Raw genomic sequence first — 19,918 nt, 5'->3', positions numbered from 1 at the left:
GGTACAACAGAAAAAGGAGACATCGCGCTTTAAATTACAAAACAATCGAGGAATTTAATAATCAAAATATCATTTACAAAAATGTAGCTTAACTTAGACTGTAATTTTTATTTGCATATCCATACATCAATTGCAGCTTTTTTTTAATGTATAATAAAAGAATTATACTTCCATTTTGACCGATAGTTCAAACCATTTTTTTGAGTATTATTCTCCAAATTTTTGAGAAATAATTAATTTATTAATCATTTGTACATTCTTAAAGTTTTTTTAATTGTATAGTTCTGGTTTCATATTTTGGATAATATAGAATGAATTTTGTTTTAGGATCAATGATAGCACTTATATGGAATATTATCCTCTTCTTATCTAATGGATTTGATTCATAGGAATCTAAATTATTTTTGAATTGATCAAAAGTCATTTGGGGATTTTTTAAAAATAAATCATAAAAATAGGCAGGTAATCCACTGGTTTTTCCGTTGCTAAAATTTATTTTGCTTTTAAGAGCGGGATTTTGTTTTTGCATTACATAAAAATCCGAAGCGGCATACGATTTAATCACTTTGTTGTCAATTGAAAAATTAATTAATTTGATATTTTCTTCTTTTTCAGATAATTGTTGGATAATTAATTTATTAAAACGATAATCTATTAATTTATATTTTGATTCTCCAAGTTCAATTGTATCTCCAATATTTGTTAGGTTTAAAGTAATTATGTCGTAGCCAGTCAGGAATGAAAGTTTGTAAGTGGTTTCACCGTGAAATTTATCGAAAAGTTTTTCTGAAATGGTATCATTTACCAATCCTGATCGATGATTTATTTTATTGGGCGTGAATGTTGTAAAATCATTACGAAATTTAATTTTTATAGAATCATTTCTATTGTCAAATAGTTTATAATCAGTTAATGAGATTTTAACGTTTTCAAATCCTACGTCTTTAAAATTGTCTGATAATATTGTGGTTACATTTAATGCGTTTTTATCAAAGGTTTTAAAAATTTCTAATTTAGCAGATTTTTCAAATTCTTTAATGAAATTATCTATTTCTTGTTTGTTGAATTTTTTTTTGAAATAATCCTTATCGTTGAATGTATCTTTTCTAAATAAAAAATCATTTTTCTTTACAAAATCTTGGTAATAATAGGTATATATAAATTTAATTTCTTTTTCACTCAATTTTTTTTGAGAATGAGAAGATGTTACAAATAAGAGTAGAAATAATAATATTAGAGAATTTTTCATTTATGAGATTTTAGTGCATATTTTTTTTGCTAAATTATAATTTTCTTACAAATAAAAAAATCCACAACATAAACTCATTTTGTTGTGGATATTTTTAAAAATTTACTGTCTTAATTTGGAACAAATTTATCCTTCCATTTTGGCCGAAAGTTCAAACCAGCGTTCTTCCTTGGCTTCAATTTTTATGATGATGTTTTCTAATTCTTTTGCTTTTTTCTCGATGTCGGCGTCGGCAACTTTACCGTCAGAAAAAAGTTGTTCTATTTTAGCTTTTTCAATTTCTAAATCTTTGATATCGCGTTCTATTTTTTGAAACTCTTTTTGTTCGTTAAAAGTCAGGTTTCCGGTTGGATTTTTTTGTTTCCATTCCTTCTTTTCGGCTTTGTTTTCTTCTTTTTGTGTCACATCGACGCTGTCTTCATAGGCTCTAAAATCAGAATAATTTCCGGGAAAATTCTCAATCACACCTTGTCCTCTAAATACAAATAAGTGATCTACAATTTTGTCCATAAAATAACGGTCGTGCGAAACTACCAGTAAACATCCCGGATAATCCAGAAGGAAACTTTCTAATACGTTCAAAGTCACAATATCCAAATCGTTTGTAGGCTCATCCAGAATCAAAAAGTTCGGATTCTGAATCAAAACGGTACATAAATACAAACGTTTCAACTCGCCACCACTTAATTTATCTACAAAATCGTATTGTTTTTTTGCATCAAAAAGGAAACGCTCCAATAATTGCGAAGCCGAAATGATTTTTCCTTTCATCAATGGAATGTATTCCCCAAATTCTTTGATAACGTCAATTACACGTTGTCCCGGTTTTGGGTTGATTCCGCTTTGAGTGTAATAACCTATTTTTATAGTGTCGCCTTTTACGACTCTTCCCGAATCAAGAGGTAAAGTTCCGGTTAATAAGTTCAGGAAAGTGGATTTTCCGGTTCCATTTTTACCGATGATTCCAATGCGCTCGCCACGTTGAAAGTCAAAACTGAAATTATCCAGAATCACATGGTCTTTGAATTTTTTCGAAATTTTGTGAAGCTCGATAATCTTGCTTCCCATGCGTTCCATGTTGATTTCCAGTTCCACTTTATTCTCCTTACGACGACTTTGTGCTTTTTCTTTAATTACATAAAAATCATCCTGACGCGATTTAGATTTCGTCGTTCGAGCCTTTGGCTGACGGCGCATCCATTCTAATTCTTTTACAAATAAGTTTTTGGCTTTGTCAATGCTTGCGTTTTCTGAAGTAATTCGCTCTTCTTTTTTCTCTAAATAATAAGAGTAATTTCCTTTGTATTGGTATAATTTTCCGTTGTCTAATTCTATGATTTCATTACAAACACGTTCTAGGAAAAAACGATCGTGCGTTACCATAAATAAGGTGATGTTTTCCTTGGCAAAATAAGTTTCCAGCCATTCAATCATTTCTAAATCCAAGTGGTTGGTAGGTTCGTCCAGAATCAATAAATCAGGACGATTGATTAGTATAATAGCTAAAGATAAACGCTTTTTTTGTCCACCCGAAAGATTCTTTACTTTCAGTTTAAAATCTTCCAACTTTAATTTGAATAAAATTTGTTTGTATTGGGTTTCAAAATCCCATGCATTGTGCTGATCCATCGCGTCAAAAGCTTTTTGATAAGCTTCTTCGTCTTCTGGGTTTTCTAATGCTTTTTCGTATTGTTCAATGACTTTTAAAGTCTCATTGTCAGAAGCAAAGATGCTTTCTTCGATGGTTAACTCGTCCTGTAAATTATTATCCTGAGATAAAAATGCCATTCTGATTCCTTTTCGCAAAACCACCTGTCCGGTATCGGGTTCTTCCAGACCGTTGATAATACTCATAAGAGTGGTTTTTCCGGAGCCGTTTTTGGCTATAAAGGCAATTTTTTGGTCTTTGTTTATTCCAAAAGAGATGTTGTCAAAAAGAACTCTTTCGCCGAACGATTTGGATATATTTTCTACAGATAAATAATTCACAGTGGTAATTTTTTGGCAAAAGTAAGCTATTCTATCCCGATTTGCGAATTATTTATGGAGATAGGAATTCAATAATGAACTCAAATCAAAGTAATGAATTTGCTGAGGAACATTTAAAATAGGTTTCTTAATCAGGGATTCGTTCGTTAAGTAATAATGAAGACCGTCTGTAGTTGTGATTCCTTCGATTTGATGAAAAGAGAATTGGAGATTAATTCTTCGTTTATTTCCTGAAAGAAAATCATCGTTTTTAAAATCATACAATAAGTATAAAAACGGCTTTCCCAACTTAGTATATCCGCAAAGTGTGATTAGATTTTTAGATTCTAAGTAAGTTGCAGCTGTAACCAGGCCTTTGGTGTCAATAGTTTGCTTTAATTGTGCAATATGATTTCCGGCTTGTTTTGGTAAGGTGTAAATGTTCGTTTTATTTGATTTCCATTGTTTGGTAAATAAATAGATGCTGTCTTTGGAAACGATGAAAGCTTCGCAATCAAAATTAGTGCTATTCGGTTTTTGAATAGTAAAATCTTTTTGGTCGGAATAAGAAAAAGAGATGGTGTCAATAATTGGTTTATTGGCTAAGAAAGAGTTTTTTTCAATTCTCAGAATATGCAAATCGGTTCGGTTACCCTGATAATTATTCCCAAAATCGCCAATGTAGAGGTAGCTGCTGTCCTGTGCAATCTCTTCCCAGTCGGTGTTGGTAACTTTTTCAAGATGTACCTTTTTTTTAATTTTTCCTAATGAATCTATTCCATATATAGTTGTGTCAGTGTCATCGTTGTGAGTCCATAATAAATTATCGAAAGTTATTAGGCCTGAGGTTTCAACTAGGGTATCGCTGAGTTTTAGAGTGTATTCGGGTTTAATAATGGTTTTTTTATAAATACAACTACCATCATTAATAGTGGCGTGTGGGTTGTAGTTTTTAGATAATGGATCGGTGCAACCTAAAATTTGAGAGTGAATTTGGGTTATTGAAAGTAACAGGAAAAGGAAGAATATCTTTTTCAATGCAAATAGTTTTTTTAGGAAACGTCTTTTTTATTAGCTCAAAAATAAATGAATTTACGGTTAATCTTTTTTAAAAGTTCGATGTTTAGATTGTGTAAGCTTTAGTAAATAAGAATTGTTTTTTTTGAAGTAACAAAAAAATAAAAATAACTCTTTTGCGAAAGCGATTAGGTTATGTAAAGTTAATTTATTGTAAAAAAATACATCTTTAGATCGATTGTTTTATTGAGGAATTGGTAAAAATCAATTGATTTGTAATTTGATTTTTATTAATAAGTTGAGTATTGGTCTGAAAATGAGATGCTTCTTATAATTAATATAGCAAAACCATATTTAATATAATTTATGTTTTAAGAATTTAGTAATTTCGCAAGCGGAAATTAATACTATCTTTTAGGTTAACAATATGGCAAGATTCGAATTAAAGCTTCCAAGAATGGGAGAAAGTGTCGCAGAAGCAACCATTACTAATTGGTTGAAACAAGTAGGCGATAAAATTGAAGCCGACGAAGCAGTGCTGGAAGTTGCTACCGATAAAGTGGATAGTGAAGTGCCAAGTGAAGTTTCGGGTGTTTTAATAGAACAATTGTTTTCAAAAGATGATTTGGTTGAGGTAGGACAAATAATTGCAATTATTGAAACAGAAGGTGAAGACGCAATTGCGGAGCTGGAAATTGAAGAGACAATAGCACCGGAAATAATTGAAGAGGTTACTAAAAATATTGAGTTTGCAAAGGAAACGGTAAGTGTTCCTGAGAGTATAAAAAGTAGCAGTTCTGAAAAATTCTTTTCTCCTTTAGTGAAAAATATTGCTGCTACCGAAGGAATAAGTATCGAAGAATTAGAACAAATTCCGGGAACAGGCAGTGAAGGAAGGGTTACTAAAAATGATATTTTAGACTACGTAAAAAACAGAAGTAATCAGCCTCAGATTAAAACAGAACAGAAATTTGTAGAAACGGTTGTGTCAAAATCGACTGTTCCAGTTTCGGTAAATGGAGGAGATGAAATTATTGAAATGGACAGAATGCGCAAGTTAATTGCGGGTTATATGATTTCTTCTCAGCAAACATCGGCTCATGTTTATTCAGTTATCGAGGTAGATATGACAAATGTTGTAAAATGGCGTGATAAACATAAAAATGAATTTGAGAAAAGAGAAGGCGAAAAACTGACTTTTACTCCTATATTCATGGAGGCTGTGGCCAAGGCATTAAAAGATTATCCAGGTTTGAATATTTCTGTTGATGGTGATAATATTATCAAAAGAAAAAATATAAATCTTGGAATGGCTGCTGCTTTACCAAGTGGGAATTTGATTGTGCCTGTGATTAAAAATGCAGATCAGCTGAATTTGGTAGGTATGGCAAAGGCTGTAAACGATTTAGGAAATCGTGCTAAACTTGGCAAATTAAAACCGGATGAGACTAAGGGAGGAACATATACGGTAACTAATGTGGGGTCTTTTGGAAGTGTTTTTGGAACACCAATTATCAATCAGCCAGAGGTGGGAATTTTAGCTTTGGGAGCAATTCGAAAAGTTCCTGCTGTTATTGAAACTCCGGAGGGTGATTTTATTGGAATTCGTCAAAAAATGTTTTTAACCCATGGTTATGATCATCGTATTGTTGACGGCGCCTTAGGAGGAATGTTTGTAAAAAGAGTGGCCGAATATTTAGAAGGATTTGATGTTACAAGAACTATTTAGTCTTGAGAAATTATATTGTAAACCCGTTTCGTTTTTTATAGCGAGACGGGTTTTCTTTTTTAGACTATTGTAGAAATCAAACTCAAAACTATATATTTGTAGCTATATATTATTAAAATGGAATTAAAACTCAACAGACCTATCTGTTTTTTTGATCTTGAAACCACAGGGATTGATATTGGAAAAGACAGAATTGTAGAAATCTCAATATTTAAAGTTTTTCCAAACGGAAATAAAGAAAGTAAAACTTGGTTAGTGAATCCTACGATTCCAATTCCTCCACAAACTACCGCTGTTCACGGAATTACTGATGAAAAAGTAGCTAACGAGCCTACTTTTGCAGTATTAGCACCTCAGGTTTACAATATGATAAAAGACAGTGATTTGGCTGGATTTAATTCAGATCGATTTGATATTCCGCTTTTGGCAGAAGAATTGCTAAGAGCAGGAGTTGATTTTGATATGAAAAACAGAGTTTCGGTAGATGTTCAGACTATTTTTCATAAAAAAGAAGAACGTACTTTAAGTGCTGCTTTAAAGTTTTATTGTGGGCAAAATTTAGATAATGCGCATTCAGCAGAAGCGGATACTATGGCTACTTATGAAATTTTGAAAGCACAATTAGATCGTTATTCCGATTTAGAAAATGATATGAAATCTTTATCGGAGTTTACCACCAGAAAAAAAATAGCCGATTTTGCTGGAATGATTGCTTTTGATCAAGATGGTAATGAGATTTTTACGTTTGGTAAACATAAAGGAGTAAAAGTAGATGTGGTATTAGAGAAAGAACCAGGGTATTTTAGTTGGGTTCAAAATGCAGATTTTCCTTTGTATACTAAAAAGGTGTTAACGGGAATAAAATTAAGAAAGTTAAATACGAAATAAGTTGGAAGCTTGGAGTTGGAAGTTAGAATAAGTTTGTTCTAATTTCCAGCTCCCAACTCCTAACTCCCAACCATAAAAAAGAATGAAGATAATTTGTGTTGGTCGAAATTATGCTGACCATATAGAAGAATTACAAAATGAACGTCCGGCGGAACCGGTGGTTTTTATTAAGCCAGATTCGGCAATTTTGTTGAAACAACATCCATTTGTTATTCCTGAATTTTCTGAGAATGTACAACATGAAATTGAAGTTGTAGTTAAAATTAGTAAGGTAGGGAAGTACATCGAGCCAAAATTTGCTCATAAATATTATGAAGAAATCAGTGTAGGAATTGATTTTACAGCCCGTGATTTGCAAAACGATTTAAAAGCCAAAGGTTTGCCTTGGGAAAAAGCGAAGGCATTTGATGGTTCGGCGGTAATAGGTGATTTTTTACCTAAAGCGCAATTTAGTTCGTTAGAAAATCTTACATTTGAATTGAAAAATAATAATCAGACTGTTCAACAAGGAAATGTAAATATGATGTTGTGGAAAATAGATGAGCTGATTGCTTATGTTTCGCAATATTTTACTTTAAAAATAGGCGATATTATTTTTACAGGAACTCCAAAAGGTGTTGCGAAAGTAAATCCAAACGACGTTTTGGAAGGGTATTTAGAAGGACAAAAACTATTTAGAATACAAATAAAATAATGGCTTTACACTATAACTTAGCAAAGGTTTACGCAATTTCAGATAATGATCAAGAGTTTGTAAACGAAATTTTGACCCTTTTTGTGAATGATGTACCAGAAGATTTGGCGCAAATAAAAGAAGGAATTAAGAAGAAAGATCATAAGCATGCTTATGCTTATGCACATAAGATCAAGCCAACATTAGATTTGTTGGGGATGACGGTAGCATTTGAGGAAATTCTTCAGGTAGAAGCATGGACAAAGGCTGAAGGAAAAAGAAAAGATGTTGAGCATTTGTATGATAGCATTAAGACTCAGGTGAAAGAAGCAATCAAAGAAATTAAGAAAGACTTTGATTTGTAAATAGGTCTTCCTTTTTTATTCGAAATAAATCAGTTAAGAATCAACATTCAATTTTTTTGAATGTTGATTTTATTTTATAAAGCAACTCAAATTATTAGGTTAATAAATGAAAGCAACCATTGTCACCATTGGAGATGAAATTTTAATAGGTCAAATTATAGATACTAATTCTGGTTTTATTGCAAAATCGCTGGACAAAATAGGAGTAGAGATTCATGAGATGATTTCTATTACAGATGATAAGCAGCATATTCTGGATACATTTGCAAAATTACAAAACAAGGTAGATTTAGTAATAGTTACCGGAGGACTTGGACCAACAAAAGATGATGTAACTAAAAAAACATTTTGTGATTATTTTGAAGATGAGTTGGTTGTTGATGAGGCGGTTTTGAAACATGTCACACAGTTAATTGAAGGTTTTTATAAGCGTACGATTACTCAAATTAATAAAGATCAGGCTTTAGTGCCTTCTCGCTGTACAGTGTTGCATAATCAGGTGGGGACTGCTCCGGGAATGTGGATGAAGAAGGAGGATACGGTCTTTGTTTCTTTGCCTGGTGTACCATTTGAAATGAAATATTTGGTAGAAAATGAGATTATTCCAAAAGTCGTTAAGGAATACGATCGTCCTTATATTATTCATAAAACTATTTTGACTTACGGTCAGGGTGAAAGTATGGTTGCAGAACGAATTGAAGATTGGGAAAATAGTTTGCCTGAATTTATCAAGCTAGCTTATTTACCTGCTCCGGGAAGTGTTCGATTGCGACTTTCAGCCAGAGGAAAAAATAAAGAGGTCTTGGAAAACGCTTTGGAGTCATATGTGGCCTCTTTAAATGCAATTGTTAGTGATATTATTGTTGGTTTTGATGAGGATGAAACTATAGAAGTTTTGGTTGGTAAAATGCTAACGAAACAACAAAAGACAATTGCTACGGCCGAAAGTTGTACGGGAGGGATAATTGCAGCTCGTTTATCTGCGGTTCCGGGAGCTTCAAATTATTTTAAAGGTAGTGTTGTTTCTTATGCTACTGAGGCTAAGGTAAATGTGTTGGGGGTTTCTAAAGCAGTGATAGATGAGTTTTCGGTGGTAAGTGCTCAGGTAGCTCAAGAAATGGCGTTAAATGTTCAAAGGCTAATGAATACAGATTATGCGATTGCAACAACTGGAAATGCTGGTCCAACAAAAGGTGCTGATAATGCAGAGTTAGGGAGTGTTTTTATTGCTTTAGCAACGCCAAATGAGGTAATTGTAGAAGAGTTTAATTTTGGTCAACCCCGTGAAAAAGTGATAGATAGGGCCTTGATTAAAAGTTTAGAAATACTTAAGAAAGAAATTTTTAAAAATGTCGTATAATTTTTTTGTTTGAAAGATTTGTTTTGTATATCTTTGCACCCTGATTTTGAATAACGATATAAAAGATAAATATAATGTCAAGAGTTTGTGACCTTACAGGTAAAAGAGCGATGGTAGGAAATAACGTTTCTCACGCTATGAACAAAACTAAGAGAAAGTTTTCTGTGAACTTAGTTAAAAAGCGTTTTTATCTTCCAGAAGAAGATAGATGGATTACTCTTAGAGTAGCAGCATCTACGATAAAAACAATTAACAAAAATGGAATTGACGCTGTTTTGAAAAAAGCACAGTCAGAAGGATTTATTAAATAATTCTTTTAATTCCTATAATAAATATATAGCAAGATGGCAAAGAAAGGTAATAGAATCCAGGTAATTTTAGAATGTACTGAACACAAAGCTTCAGGTGTTGCTGGTACTTCAAGATACATAACAACTAAGAACAAAAAAAATACTCCAGACAGATTAGAGATTAAAAAATTTAATCCAATCTTGAAGAAAGTAACTGTTCACAAAGAAATTAAGTAATAATTAGAGATTTTTGTAAATCTCCAATAGTTTAACTATTTGGGATTTACAAAAAGCTTCAAATAACATTTGAATCATGGCAAAGAAAACCGTAGCATCGTTACAAACAGCTTCTAAGAGATTGTCAAAAGCCATTAAAATGGTAAAATCTCCAAAAACTGGTGCATATACTTTCGTGGAAACGATTGTTGCTCCTGAATTAGTTGATGAATTCTTGAAAAAGAAATAATTCACAAAAACATATATAGAAAAGCTACTTTCTTCAGGAAGTAGCTTTTTTATTTTTTATATTTACTCCGGCAAAGTAAGCCGGGTATATAAACGAATAGATTTATTTTAATATCATAAATACGATGAGTTTTTTTAAAAGAATATTTTCTTCAGAAAAAAAAGAATCCCTGGATAAAGGTCTCGAAAAAACAAAAACTACTTTCTTCTCGAAACTTAGTAAAGCAATTGTAGGGAAATCGAAAGTTGATGATGATGTTTTGGATAATTTAGAAGAGATTCTTGTTTCTTCTGATGTGGGAGTAGATACCACTTTAAAAATTATTACTCGTATAGAAAACCGTGTTGCTGAAGATAAATATTTAGGAACTTCTGAACTTAACCAAATTCTTCAGGAAGAAATTGCTTCATTGTTGTCAGAAACAAATACTGGTGAAGCTACCGAGTTTGTCATTCCAATTAATACCAAACCTTATGTTTTAATGGTTGTAGGTGTTAATGGTGTTGGAAAAACTACTACTATTGGAAAATTAGCTTACCAATTTAAAAAGCAGGGTTACAAAGTGGTTCTTGGTGCAGCTGATACTTTTAGAGCTGCAGCTATTGACCAATTACAAATTTGGGCTGACCGTGTAGATGTGCCGATTGTAAGACAGAATATGGGTTCTGACCCTGCTTCTGTAGCTTTTGATACTTTGCAGTCAGCAGTTGCTCAGGATGCTGATATCGTAATTATTGATACAGCAGGACGTTTGCACAACAAAATTAATTTGATGAATGAATTATCAAAAGTAAAACGTGTAATGCAAAAAGTGGTTGCCGATGCACCGCATGATGTTTTATTGGTTCTTGATGGTTCTACAGGTCAGAATGCTTTTGAACAAGCTAAACAATTTACTGCTGCCACCGAAGTAACGTCATTAGCGGTAACTAAATTAGACGGAACGGCTAAAGGTGGTGTAGTTATTGGAATTTCTGATCAATTTCAAATTCCTGTAAAATACATTGGTGTGGGAGAAGGAATAGAAGATTTACAAGTCTTCAATAAGTTTGAATTTGTAGATAGTTTCTTTAAATAAAAACATGAAGAACATAGCCCCAATTTATTTATACATGATTAGTGTTGCTTGTTTTGTGATAGCTAATCTTATCAGAGAGCAATATCGAACCTTATATTATGCGTTATTGATTGTTGGTATTCTCTTGTTTTTTATTGGTTTTAAAAATAGAAGCAAGAAAGGCTAATAATATTTTAGGCAGTCATTTTTAAAAAAAATGAAAATATGAAAAAGCCTGCTATCAGTTATATTGTAAACATGAAGATTCCAAAGATAATTCTTTGGTGTTATTTGATTTGGTATTTTTCTATTTTATCTATTTATTTTGAGCCTTCATTAAGGCTTTGGGCAAGTTCGCTCGGAATTTCGTTGATTATAGGTTTTGCACTTCTTTTATCTACAAACCAACAAGGCGTAAAACAGGATATTTGGATTAAAATTAGGCTTTTTCTATTTCCGTTTTGTGTTTCCAGTTATTCGGCTACGATTAAAGGTCACGATTTTATACTCCTTTTTCCAAATAATACCAAACATCTTTTTCTAGGAATAAGTAATTGTTTGTTGTTTGTTTTCTTTATTTGGTTTACTAAGAGAATTTATAAATTTTATGCTAAGAAGAAGTATGAAGCTTATAATCAAATTTCTTAATGACTCCATTTCCTTTTTGATACTATTATTATATAGGATTGTATTATTTACTGATACAATGCATTTATTTTTTGCCAAAGTACATCATCAAAATCGGATAAGGCTAAATTAACGTTATCTGCGGCATCACCCATTCGAATAACAACCATTTTTTTGCTTGGAATTACATAAATTTTTTGATCATTCTTTCCTAAAGCCATAAACATATCATTTGGGCCATTTGGAATGATACTTCCTGAAAATTGAAGTTGGCTTTGAGGTAAATGATAACTGCTTTTGCCATTTAACCACCATAAATAACCATAAGATAGATTGATATCCTGAGATGTTGTGGTTGCTGCATTAAAAAAGTCTTCGTTTAAAATTATGGTATTGTCCCATTTTCCTTTGTTGAGCATTAATAAGCCAAAACGAGCCATACTACGGGTGGTGCTGAAATATACAATGTTATTGTCTAATGCTTGCCAAATTCCATTCATACCAATTTTATTTCTCAATTTAGAATTAAAATAATTACTCCAGGTTTGACCGCTTGCCTGAGCAATTACATCCTGAAGTTTTACATATACATTGTGGTAAGCCCAACGTGTTCCTGCATCAGCTTTATAAGTTAGTTTTGCAGGTGAAACGTCATCACCATTAGCTAAATCTTCAATTCCGGAAGTCATGCTTAGAAGATGTTTACAAGTAATTAGATTTTCTTTGTCTAAAGTTTCAGATGTCCATGCTGTTCCTATATAATCGGATACTTTATTATTGATATTGATTAAACCTTCCTGTTCGGCTATTCCAGTTAGCGTAGCGGTTAATGTCTTTCCGGCGCTTGCCCAGTACCAATTAGATGTTGCTGTGTGGCCATTGAAATAATTTTCCATAACAATTTTTCCATTTACTAAAATCATAAAGGATTTAGAATGTTTAAGTTCTAAATAATCTAATAAAGGTTGAACGGCTTCCTGTTTCCATCCTAAAGCCTTGATGGATTTTGTTTCCCAGTTGGTTCCGCTTGTAGGAGGGAAATACATATTTTCTTCGGTTATAGTTTCTGAATTGGTCTCAGAGCTACAATTTACAAATAGACAAAGACAAAAAAGAGCAATGATTATTTTAGGCATGATCTGGAGATTAAAGTTGTAACTACTTTAAGACCAAATTTATGTAAAATAGTTTAAGTGAACTTTTATTTTTTGAGAATTTAAAATTTGATATTGCTAATGTTCTTTGGTAAACAAAATGTATTTTTGTTACCAATTACTAGCCCTGATGGAAGCGGCATCCTGTTGTGCCAGGTTTTGGCACAACAGATATAGTGTACAGCAGGAATAGGCTCCAAATAATACTATTTATGATGAAAAATGTTTTTAAAATTCTTTTTGTTTGTTTGTTTTTGGCTTCCTGTCAACAAAAGATTACTCCTGAAGATATTAATAAATTAAATGGTTATTGGGAGATAGAAAAGGTGAGTTTCAAAGATGCCGATGACAAGGAATATAAGATGAATGAGAATTTTGATTTTTTTAAAATTGCTAAAAATGAAGGAATTCGCAGGAAAGTTCGTCCACAATTTAACGGAACCTTTTTGTTTAATGAGGATTATGAAAAAGTAAAAGTTAGATTTGTAGAGGATCATGTTTATCTGGATTATTCGACTCCTTATGCAAAATGGACGGAAGAATTAATCAGTATTTCAGATGATGAAATGCAAATTAAAAATGATCAAAATAAAGAATACCATTATAAAAAAGCAGGACCTATAAATTTACTGGAAGATGGCCAAGAGACTAAATAATGAAAGTTCGATAGGAGATGTTTTGAAGCAAATTATTCAGGTGAATAAATTGCAGTCAGGAATGGATGTAATTGACGTAAAGGAGGCTTGGCAAAATTTGATGGGCAACGGTGTGAATAGTTATACCCGAAATGTAGTTCTCAAGGGTAGTACTTTGTATGTAGAATTAACTTCTTCAGTATTAAGAGAGGAGTTAAGTCACGGCAAATCTAAAATTATTAAAATGATTAATGAAGATTTAGGGCGTGAAGTGGTGAAAGATGTGGTTCTTAGGTAGTGGTCAGTGTTCAGATTTTTAGTAATCAGTTATTCAAATAAAAAAATCCCGTCTTGCTCTAAAAAAAAAACAAGACGGGATTTTTTTTATATGCGACTTTCAACTGCGAATGAACGCTAAAAGCCTGAACACTGAATACTAAAATTGCTCTCTTCCTGAAAAGTGAAAAGCGCTTTCGATGGCTGCATTTTCATCGCTGTCTGAACCGTGAACAGCATTTTCTCCCATTGAAGTAGCGTATAATTTACGGATAGTTCCTTCGGCAGCTTCAGCTGGATTAGTTGCACCTATTAGCGTTCTGAAATCTAAAACAGCATTTTCTTTTTCTAAAATAGCAGCAACAATTGGTCCGCTAGACATGAAGTTTACTAATTCTCCATAGAAAGGTCTTTCGGCATGAACTGCATAAAAAGCTTTTGCATCTGCCACTGTAAGTTGGGTTAATTTTAAAGATACAATTTTAAATCCTGCATTAGTAATATGTGCAAGTATGTTTCCAATGTGTCCATTAGCGACAGCATCGGGTTTAATCATGGTAAACGTTCTATTAGTTGTCATTTAATTTCTTTTTTATAAAAGTAGCTTTTTTTGTCTCAAACAGACTATAATTACGCAATAAATACGTCAAAAACACATTCTTGTTTGTTAAATTTATAAACCGATGGTGTCAAATCGTTGTTCGAGAGGTTTTAATGTTTCGATAAGTTTAGGGATGAGTTGTTCTCCGCTTTCGATAAAAAATTCTGAAAAGTTAGCCTGTCGTTCCTGTAAACTTTGATTAGGGAATAATTCATTTTGTAAATCGGTGATGCGCATTAATGTGTCTCGAAGTTTTATTTTTTCGGCTTTAAGCAATCTTTTTTCGAGATTTTCCAATCCTTTGAATTGTTTAATTTCCTGCGCTTTTACGGCACCAGCAAATGAAGAATCCGTTTTGTTAACGATTTCATGTAAAGTATTAAATTGGATTCGTAATTGCTCTTTTAAAAGTGTTAAATCAATATCGATTTCAGATAGTACTTTGGTTTTGTTGTTTACTAAATCACTTTGTTTAGAAAATAAATCGGCCCAGCTTAGGTTTAATTTATCCGCTTTTTTAAGTTGTTTTTCGGTGGCTAAAAGAACTGAATTTCGAACTAAAAGAATAGGGAAAGTAATGTTTACAGTATCAAAAAATGATTTTAATTCTAACCAATACGCTATTTCTCCGCCTCCGCCAATGTAGCAAAGATTTGGTAAAATCACTTCTTGATAAAGAGGTCGCATAATTACATTAGGACTAAACTTTTCAGGGTTACTTTCGAGTAATTTTAAAATTTCATCTTCAGAAAATTCCAATTTTGTATTGTTGATTATGTATTTTGAATTTTCTAAAATAATGCGCTCACGTAAATCATCTTCGATGTAGAATAAATTAATTTCTCTCGGATTTACCTGAATGTTGTATTCTTTCAGTTTTTCGGTGGTTTCAAGAACTTTTTTGTTAGCTGTTTGTTGTAGAAGTTCTTCTTTTATGTAAGGGATAAAGCTGCGTTTTAGTTCGCTATCATCACCATCAATAATGACTAAACCATGAGATCCAAATAAATTATTGGCTAAGAAACGAGTCGCTTCAGCAAGTGTATGGTGTTTTAAATAGGTTTCCTGAAATAGTTGTTTTAACTTTTCAGCATTGCTACTTGTACCTAATTCCTGTTCAAATATCTCGAAGAAATCAGCTAAGCTTTCTGTTGAAAGTCGGCCCACCGGTCCAGTACTTGTCGTATTCCAACGGAATTTTCTTCCTTTGAAATTAAAGTAATTGATTTCTTCAAAATCATGGTCTTCAGTCGCCATCCAGTAAACAGGCACAAAATTATAAGCCGGATATTTTGCTTTTAATTCTTTGGTTAAATTGATTGTAGAAATGATTTTGTACAAAAAATATAAAGGACCAGTAAATAAATTTAATTGGTGGCCTGTAGTTACTGTAAAAGTATTGTTAACTTTTAAAGATTCTATGTTTTGTTCTGTCAGTTGTGAAATTTCAATCCCTGAATATTGTTTTTGTAATACTGAAACGAGTTGATTACGGTTAATTGAATCGAAATTTTTTTGTTTTTCAAATATTTGAGCTTCGAAGTTTTCAATTGACGGAAAACGGTTATATAGCGATTTTAGTTTTGGATTCTGGTTTAAATAATCATTCATCAAAGGAGAGAAATATCCTGATTCCTGATAGTTGATACAGTCGTTGGGCATGTTTGAATTTCTTTTGAGTAAAATTACCAAAAAATATTGGAACTAAATATTTGTAGCTTTCGAAAATAAGGAAGACTTTTGCAAGATTTTAAATTCTAAATTTTTTAAAATGAAAGCTGAGAATAACAAAATAAATTCCTTAAAACATGTGCTTTTTGGTAGTTTGATAGGGACAACTATAGAGTTTTTTGATTTTTATATTTATGCTAATGCGGCTGTATTAGTTTTTCCACAATTATTTTTTCCTGGTGCTGATAGTACAACTTCTACCTTAGAATCGCTGGCTACTTTTTCAATTGCCTTTCTTGCCAGACCTTTAGGCTCGGCTGTTTTTGGTCATTATGGTGATAAAATTGGTCGAAAAGTAACTTTGGTAGTTGCCTTATTAACTATGGGTATTTCTACAGTAAGTATTGGGTTTTTACCAAGTTATGCCAGCATTGGTGTTTTAGCTCCCATATTATTAATGCTGTGCCGATTTGGTCAGGGTGTTGGCTTAGGAGGCGAATGGGGAGGAGCTGTTTTATTGGCAATTGAAAATGCGCCACCACACAAACGCGCCTGGTACGGGATGTTTCCGCAATTAGGAGCTCCGGTAGGATTATTGCTTTCGGGAGGAACTTTCTTGTTGTTGACAGATTCCATGAGTCCTGAAGCTTTTATGGATTACGGATGGAGGATTCCTTTTATTGCGAGTTCTTTGTTAGTACTTGTTGGGTTTTATATCCGATTGAAAATTACAGAAACTCCGGCTTTTGAAAACTCTAAAGAAGAACAAAAAGAAGTAAAAGTTCCTTTTGTGACTGTTTTTAAATCCTATAAAAATCAGTTGATTTTTGGTACTTTGGCGGCAATTACTACTTTTTTAGTGTTTTATTTAATGACCGTTTTTATGTTGAATTGGAATACTAAAGGTTTGGGGTTTTCTAATAGAGATGCGCTTTTAATTCAGTTATTTTCAGTATTGTTTTTTGCTATTTTTATTCCGATTTCAGCTTTGGCAGCAGATAAAATAGGTAGAAGAAAAATGCTGATTTACACCACTATTGCTATTGCATTGTTTGGTTTTTTCTTTTCATTGTTTTTAACGACAAATAATATCGTGTTAGTAACTGTTTTTGTTTGTTTAGGGATGTCATTAATGGGATTCATTTATGGGCCATTAGGGACTTTTTTATCTGAATTATTCCCGACAACTGTTCGTTATACTGGTGCATCATTGACTTTTAATATGGCAGGAATTTTAGGTGCTGCTTTTGCACCAATGGTTGCAATTAAGTTATCTGAACTTTACGGTATAGCTTCGGTAGGGATGTATCTTACGGTTGCGGCTTGTATTTCGCTAATTTCATTATTGGTCATTAGCAAAGACGAACATAAGTTTTAAAAATAAGTTTGTTTTAAAATTATAATAGGGGATTTTTATCCCCTATTTTTGCACAAAACAATTTCCTTTTGAAAACAAAACTATTTCTGGTTACTCCGCCTTTTACCCAACTGAATACACCGTATCCGGCAACAGCTTATATCAAAGGTTTTTTGAATACGATAAATGTAGAATCAGTACAGGCGGATTTAGGGATTGAGGTGATTTTGAAATTGTTTTCGAAAGAAGGATTAACTGATTTGTTTCAGACCGGAAATTGCCAACCAATATCAGACAATTGCAAACGAATCTTTGCTTTGCAGTACGAGTATATTAAAACAATTGATTCGGTTATTGCTTTTTTGCAGGGGAAGAATCCCACTTTAGCATTGCAAATTTGTCAGGAAGATTATTTGCCGGAAGCATCCCGTTTTGCACAATTGGAAGAATTGGATTGGGCGTTTGGAACGATGGGAACTCAGGATAAGGCGAAGCATTTGGCAACTTTATATCTTGAAGACATCTCCGATTTTATTGTGGAATGTGTTGATGCGAATTTTGGTTTTAGTCGTTACGCCGAACGTTTAGGCAGGAGTGCCAATTCCTTTGATGAATTATATGAGGCTTTGCAACAGGAACCAACATATATTGATAACATTCTTTTTTCGATTTTAAAAGAAAGAATTGAAACTATCCAACCCACATTTTTTCTTATTTCAGTTCCTTTTCCGGGAAATTTATATTCAGCTTTCCGTTGTGCACAATGGGTAAAACAACATCATCCTGAAATTAAGATTTCAATGGGTGGCGGTTTTCCTAATACCGAATTGCGTTCGCTTTCGGAAGCTCGTGTTTTTGAGTTTTTCGATTTTATTACTTTAGATGATGGCGAAGTTCCTATTGAAGAACTTATAAATGCTGTCACTTCGAGCGCAGTCGAGAAGTTCTATAAAAGAACTTTTCTTTTAGAAAATGGAGCAGTAGTTTATAAAAACAATTCCATAAAGTCAGATTACAAGCAATCTCAAGTGGGAACTCCGGATTATTCGGATTTGCCTTTGGATAAATATATTTCAGTTATCGAAATTGTCAATCCGATGCATCGTATGTGGAGTGACGGTCGCTGGAATAAACTCACCATGGCGCATGGATGTTATTGGGGTAAATGTACTTTTTGTGATATTTCATTAGATTATATCAAGATTTACGAACCAGTGGCGGCAAGTTTGCTTTGTGATCGTATCGAAGAATTGATAGCGCAAACAGGGCAAAATGGATTTCATTTTGTTGACGAAGCAGCGCCACCGGCTTTAATGCGGGCTTTAGCACTCGAAATTCTTCGTAGAAAACTATCAGTTACTTGGTGGACCAATATTCGATTTGAAAAAAGTTTTACTGCCGATTTGTGTGTGCTGCTCAAAGCTTCAGGTTGTATTGCTGTTTCGGGAGGATTGGAAGTTGCCTCCGATCGCTTATTGAAACTCATTGATAAAGGAGTGACGGTGGAACAAGTTGCCAGAGTTACCCGGGATTTTACCGAATCAGGGATTATGGTGCATGCCTATTTAATGTATGGCTATCCTACACAAACCATTCAGGAAACGGTGGATAGTCTCGAAATGGTGCGTCAATTGTTTGAAGCAGGTGTTTTGCAATCGGGATTTTGGCATCAGTTTGCTATGACGGCACATAGTCCTGTGGGCATGTATCCTGAAAAATTTGGAGCTGTAAAAGAAACTGAGGAAATAGGGACATTTGCTAACAATGATATTAATTATAAAGACAAAACAGGAATCAATCATGATCAATTTAGTTTTGGTCTAAAAAAATCATTGTTCAATTACATGCATGGTATCTGCTTCGATTTTGATTTGCAGGAATGGTTTGATTTTAAAATTCCAAAAACAAAAATTCATCCCGATTTTATTTTTAATGCCTTAGAATCTGATGTTGATTTTAATATAAAGCCTAATGCTAAGGTGGTTTGGGTAGGAGGAAAACCTTCATTTGAGATTTTTGTTAAATCAAAAAAAGGACGCTCTTGGGAAATGATGAGTTTGACTTTTCATGATAAGAAAGAAAGTTTTTCAATTCAAACAGCTAAAGCAGAAGGTGAGTGGTTAGTGATAATGCTTCAAAAGATTGCTGTTTCTAATACTAAAATCTATACTTTTCAGGAATTAAAAGCCGACTTTGAAACTAATTTAGAAGATTTTGAATTGTTTTGGTATTCTAAACCAATGAATACTTTGCGTGAATTTGGACTTTTAGTTTTGTAATTTGTAAACATGGATGATAATTGAGCTCCTTTTAGTTGTTTTCTTGTGTCTTAATATTTAATTTTTTTGTGACTATCTTATAATTAATAAACCTCCTTTTTGGGTAGTCATGGTCGGAAGAAATTCTGGCCATTTTTTTTATGTTTTAAATACTTTATCAGGATTTCCACCTGCGAATATTATCAAAATCGCTGTAATCATATCTCTAAGTTCCATTGCGATTCTTCTTTTAGCAGTTTTGTAGCCTAAATTATTT

General features: G+C 32.9%; 21 protein-coding genes. 15 read left to right on the top strand and 6 right to left on the bottom strand.

What is annotated here, in order from left to right:
* Positions 1 to 259 precede the first annotated feature (259 nt).
* From AAEO59_RS15745 to AAEO59_RS15735, 3 genes are all read right to left on the bottom strand, one after another.
* The gene (locus AAEO59_RS15745) at positions 260 to 1,249 is read right to left on the bottom strand and encodes a hypothetical protein (RefSeq protein WP_341701705.1); all 990 of its coding nucleotides are present in this window, start codon (positions 1,247 to 1,249) and stop codon (positions 260 to 262) included.
* Between the two features lie 126 nt (positions 1,250 to 1,375).
* Positions 1,376 to 3,238 carry an ABC-F family ATP-binding cassette domain-containing protein gene (locus tag AAEO59_RS15740; protein WP_341701704.1) on the bottom strand — a complete coding sequence of 621 codons (1,863 nt, stop codon included), beginning with the start codon at positions 3,236 to 3,238 and terminating at the stop codon, positions 1,376 to 1,378.
* 48 nt (positions 3,239 to 3,286) lie between these two features.
* The gene (locus AAEO59_RS15735) at positions 3,287 to 4,255 is read right to left on the bottom strand and encodes a T9SS C-terminal target domain-containing protein (RefSeq protein WP_341701703.1); all 969 of its coding nucleotides are present in this window, start codon (positions 4,253 to 4,255) and stop codon (positions 3,287 to 3,289) included.
* 406 nt (positions 4,256 to 4,661) lie between these two features.
* Here AAEO59_RS15735 and AAEO59_RS15730 point away from each other — a divergent pair, with 406 nt between their 5' ends.
* From AAEO59_RS15730 to AAEO59_RS15680, 11 genes are all read left to right on the top strand, one after another.
* Positions 4,662 to 5,963, top strand: a complete 1,302-nt coding sequence (locus tag AAEO59_RS15730) for a dihydrolipoamide acetyltransferase family protein (RefSeq protein WP_341701702.1) — start codon at positions 4,662 to 4,664, stop codon at positions 5,961 to 5,963.
* Positions 5,964 to 6,080: 117 nt separating this feature from the next.
* On the top strand, positions 6,081 to 6,851 hold the full coding sequence (locus tag AAEO59_RS15725) for a 3'-5' exonuclease (protein ID WP_341701701.1): 771 nt from the start codon (positions 6,081 to 6,083) through the stop codon (positions 6,849 to 6,851).
* An 82-nt stretch (positions 6,852 to 6,933) separates the two neighbouring features.
* Positions 6,934 to 7,545, top strand: a complete 612-nt coding sequence (locus tag AAEO59_RS15720; protein ID WP_341701700.1) for a fumarylacetoacetate hydrolase family protein — start codon at positions 6,934 to 6,936, stop codon at positions 7,543 to 7,545.
* The gene (locus tag AAEO59_RS15715) at positions 7,545 to 7,889 is read left to right on the top strand and encodes an Hpt domain-containing protein (protein ID WP_341701699.1); all 345 of its coding nucleotides are present in this window, start codon (positions 7,545 to 7,547) and stop codon (positions 7,887 to 7,889) included. The genes AAEO59_RS15720 and AAEO59_RS15715 overlap by 1 nt, the downstream gene beginning before the upstream one ends.
* Before the next feature lie 106 nt (positions 7,890 to 7,995).
* Positions 7,996 to 9,249 carry a competence/damage-inducible protein A gene (locus AAEO59_RS15710; RefSeq protein ID WP_341701698.1) on the top strand — a complete coding sequence of 418 codons (1,254 nt, stop codon included), beginning with the start codon at positions 7,996 to 7,998 and terminating at the stop codon, positions 9,247 to 9,249.
* Positions 9,250 to 9,323: 74 nt separating this feature from the next.
* The gene (gene rpmB, locus AAEO59_RS15705; protein WP_026714105.1) at positions 9,324 to 9,560 is read left to right on the top strand and encodes a 50S ribosomal protein L28; all 237 of its coding nucleotides are present in this window, start codon (positions 9,324 to 9,326) and stop codon (positions 9,558 to 9,560) included.
* A gap of 33 nt (positions 9,561 to 9,593) precedes the next feature.
* Positions 9,594 to 9,776 (top strand): 50S ribosomal protein L33, encoded by a 183-nt coding sequence (gene rpmG / locus AAEO59_RS15700; RefSeq protein ID WP_026714106.1) that lies wholly within the window; start codon positions 9,594 to 9,596, stop codon positions 9,774 to 9,776.
* A gap of 76 nt (positions 9,777 to 9,852) precedes the next feature.
* Positions 9,853 to 10,005, top strand: a complete 153-nt coding sequence (locus AAEO59_RS15695; RefSeq protein ID WP_074517211.1) for a DUF4295 domain-containing protein — start codon at positions 9,853 to 9,855, stop codon at positions 10,003 to 10,005.
* 124 nt (positions 10,006 to 10,129) lie between these two features.
* Entirely contained in the window at positions 10,130 to 11,083 is a 954-nt protein-coding gene (gene ftsY / locus AAEO59_RS15690) for a signal recognition particle-docking protein FtsY (RefSeq protein WP_341701697.1), read from the top strand.
* A gap of 4 nt (positions 11,084 to 11,087) precedes the next feature.
* Positions 11,088 to 11,249 carry a hypothetical protein gene (locus tag AAEO59_RS15685; protein WP_341701696.1) on the top strand — a complete coding sequence of 54 codons (162 nt, stop codon included), beginning with the start codon at positions 11,088 to 11,090 and terminating at the stop codon, positions 11,247 to 11,249.
* A 38-nt stretch (positions 11,250 to 11,287) separates the two neighbouring features.
* Positions 11,288 to 11,710, top strand: coding sequence for a hypothetical protein (locus AAEO59_RS15680; protein ID WP_341701695.1), 423 nt, complete (start codon positions 11,288 to 11,290; stop codon positions 11,708 to 11,710).
* A 47-nt stretch (positions 11,711 to 11,757) separates the two neighbouring features.
* On the opposite strand, the gene AAEO59_RS15675 is transcribed toward AAEO59_RS15680, so the two are convergent.
* A complete protein-coding gene (locus AAEO59_RS15675) occupies positions 11,758 to 12,825 on the bottom strand; it encodes a serine hydrolase domain-containing protein (protein ID WP_341701694.1) in 1,068 nt (355 codons plus the stop codon).
* 230 nt (positions 12,826 to 13,055) lie between these two features.
* Between AAEO59_RS15675 and AAEO59_RS15670 the strand changes: the two genes are divergently transcribed.
* Positions 13,056 to 13,499 carry a hypothetical protein gene (locus tag AAEO59_RS15670; RefSeq protein WP_341701693.1) on the top strand — a complete coding sequence of 148 codons (444 nt, stop codon included), beginning with the start codon at positions 13,056 to 13,058 and terminating at the stop codon, positions 13,497 to 13,499.
* Positions 13,480 to 13,776, top strand: coding sequence for a DUF721 domain-containing protein (locus tag AAEO59_RS15665; protein ID WP_341701692.1), 297 nt, complete (start codon positions 13,480 to 13,482; stop codon positions 13,774 to 13,776). The genes AAEO59_RS15670 and AAEO59_RS15665 overlap by 20 nt, the downstream gene beginning before the upstream one ends.
* A 138-nt stretch (positions 13,777 to 13,914) precedes the next feature.
* Here the strand turns inward: AAEO59_RS15665 and AAEO59_RS15660 are convergent, their stop codons facing one another.
* Both AAEO59_RS15660 and bshC read right to left on the bottom strand, forming a co-directional pair.
* The gene (locus AAEO59_RS15660) at positions 13,915 to 14,334 is read right to left on the bottom strand and encodes a nucleoside-diphosphate kinase (RefSeq protein WP_341701691.1); all 420 of its coding nucleotides are present in this window, start codon (positions 14,332 to 14,334) and stop codon (positions 13,915 to 13,917) included.
* A gap of 93 nt (positions 14,335 to 14,427) precedes the next feature.
* Complete coding sequence (gene bshC, locus AAEO59_RS15655; RefSeq protein ID WP_341701690.1) at positions 14,428 to 16,017, bottom strand: bacillithiol biosynthesis cysteine-adding enzyme BshC; 1,590 nt, start codon at positions 16,015 to 16,017, stop codon at positions 14,428 to 14,430.
* Between the two features lie 109 nt (positions 16,018 to 16,126).
* Here bshC and AAEO59_RS15650 point away from each other — a divergent pair, with 109 nt between their 5' ends.
* A complete protein-coding gene (locus AAEO59_RS15650) occupies positions 16,127 to 17,404 on the top strand; it encodes an MFS transporter (RefSeq protein WP_341701689.1) in 1,278 nt (425 codons plus the stop codon).
* A gap of 68 nt (positions 17,405 to 17,472) precedes the next feature.
* On the top strand, positions 17,473 to 19,662 hold the full coding sequence (locus AAEO59_RS15645; RefSeq protein WP_341701688.1) for a B12-binding domain-containing radical SAM protein: 2,190 nt from the start codon (positions 17,473 to 17,475) through the stop codon (positions 19,660 to 19,662).
* The last annotated feature ends 256 nt before the right edge of the window (positions 19,663 to 19,918 follow it).

The sequence above is a fragment of the Flavobacterium flavipallidum genome (assembly GCF_038289905.1).
GTDB classification, from domain to species: Bacteria; Bacteroidota; Bacteroidia; order Flavobacteriales; family Flavobacteriaceae; genus Flavobacterium; species Flavobacterium flavipallidum.
Note: the sequence above shows the minus strand (reverse complement) of the source record. Positions and strands in the feature narration are given on the sequence as shown.

Excerpts from the sequence above, each read along its gene's own strand:
- rpmG (WP_026714106.1), top strand. The coding sequence starts at position 9,594 with ATGGCAAAGAAAGGTAATAGAATCCAGGTAATTTTAGAATGTACTGAA.
- AAEO59_RS15685 (WP_341701696.1), top strand. The coding sequence starts at position 11,088 with ATGAAGAACATAGCCCCAATTTATTTATACATGATTAGTGTTGCTTGT.
- AAEO59_RS15665 (WP_341701692.1), top strand. The coding sequence starts at position 13,480 with ATGGCCAAGAGACTAAATAATGAAAGTTCGATAGGAGATGTTTTGAAG.
- ftsY (WP_341701697.1), top strand. The coding sequence starts at position 10,130 with ATGAGTTTTTTTAAAAGAATATTTTCTTCAGAAAAAAAAGAATCCCTG.
- AAEO59_RS15660 (WP_341701691.1), bottom strand. The coding sequence starts at position 14,334 with ATGACAACTAATAGAACGTTTACCATGATTAAACCCGATGCTGTCGCT.
- AAEO59_RS15670 (WP_341701693.1), top strand. The coding sequence starts at position 13,056 with ATGATGAAAAATGTTTTTAAAATTCTTTTTGTTTGTTTGTTTTTGGCT.
- bshC (WP_341701690.1), bottom strand. The coding sequence starts at position 16,017 with ATGCCCAACGACTGTATCAACTATCAGGAATCAGGATATTTCTCTCCT.
- AAEO59_RS15695 (WP_074517211.1), top strand. The coding sequence starts at position 9,853 with ATGGCAAAGAAAACCGTAGCATCGTTACAAACAGCTTCTAAGAGATTG.
- AAEO59_RS15715 (WP_341701699.1), top strand. The coding sequence starts at position 7,545 with ATGGCTTTACACTATAACTTAGCAAAGGTTTACGCAATTTCAGATAAT.
- rpmB (WP_026714105.1), top strand. The coding sequence starts at position 9,324 with ATGTCAAGAGTTTGTGACCTTACAGGTAAAAGAGCGATGGTAGGAAAT.
- AAEO59_RS15675 (WP_341701694.1), bottom strand. The coding sequence starts at position 12,825 with ATGCCTAAAATAATCATTGCTCTTTTTTGTCTTTGTCTATTTGTAAAT.
- AAEO59_RS15745 (WP_341701705.1), bottom strand. The coding sequence starts at position 1,249 with ATGAAAAATTCTCTAATATTATTATTTCTACTCTTATTTGTAACATCT.
- AAEO59_RS15725 (WP_341701701.1), top strand. The coding sequence starts at position 6,081 with ATGGAATTAAAACTCAACAGACCTATCTGTTTTTTTGATCTTGAAACC.
- AAEO59_RS15680 (WP_341701695.1), top strand. The coding sequence starts at position 11,288 with ATGAAAAAGCCTGCTATCAGTTATATTGTAAACATGAAGATTCCAAAG.
- AAEO59_RS15720 (WP_341701700.1), top strand. The coding sequence starts at position 6,934 with ATGAAGATAATTTGTGTTGGTCGAAATTATGCTGACCATATAGAAGAA.
- AAEO59_RS15730 (WP_341701702.1), top strand. The coding sequence starts at position 4,662 with ATGGCAAGATTCGAATTAAAGCTTCCAAGAATGGGAGAAAGTGTCGCA.
- AAEO59_RS15650 (WP_341701689.1), top strand. The coding sequence starts at position 16,127 with ATGAAAGCTGAGAATAACAAAATAAATTCCTTAAAACATGTGCTTTTT.
- AAEO59_RS15710 (WP_341701698.1), top strand. The coding sequence starts at position 7,996 with ATGAAAGCAACCATTGTCACCATTGGAGATGAAATTTTAATAGGTCAA.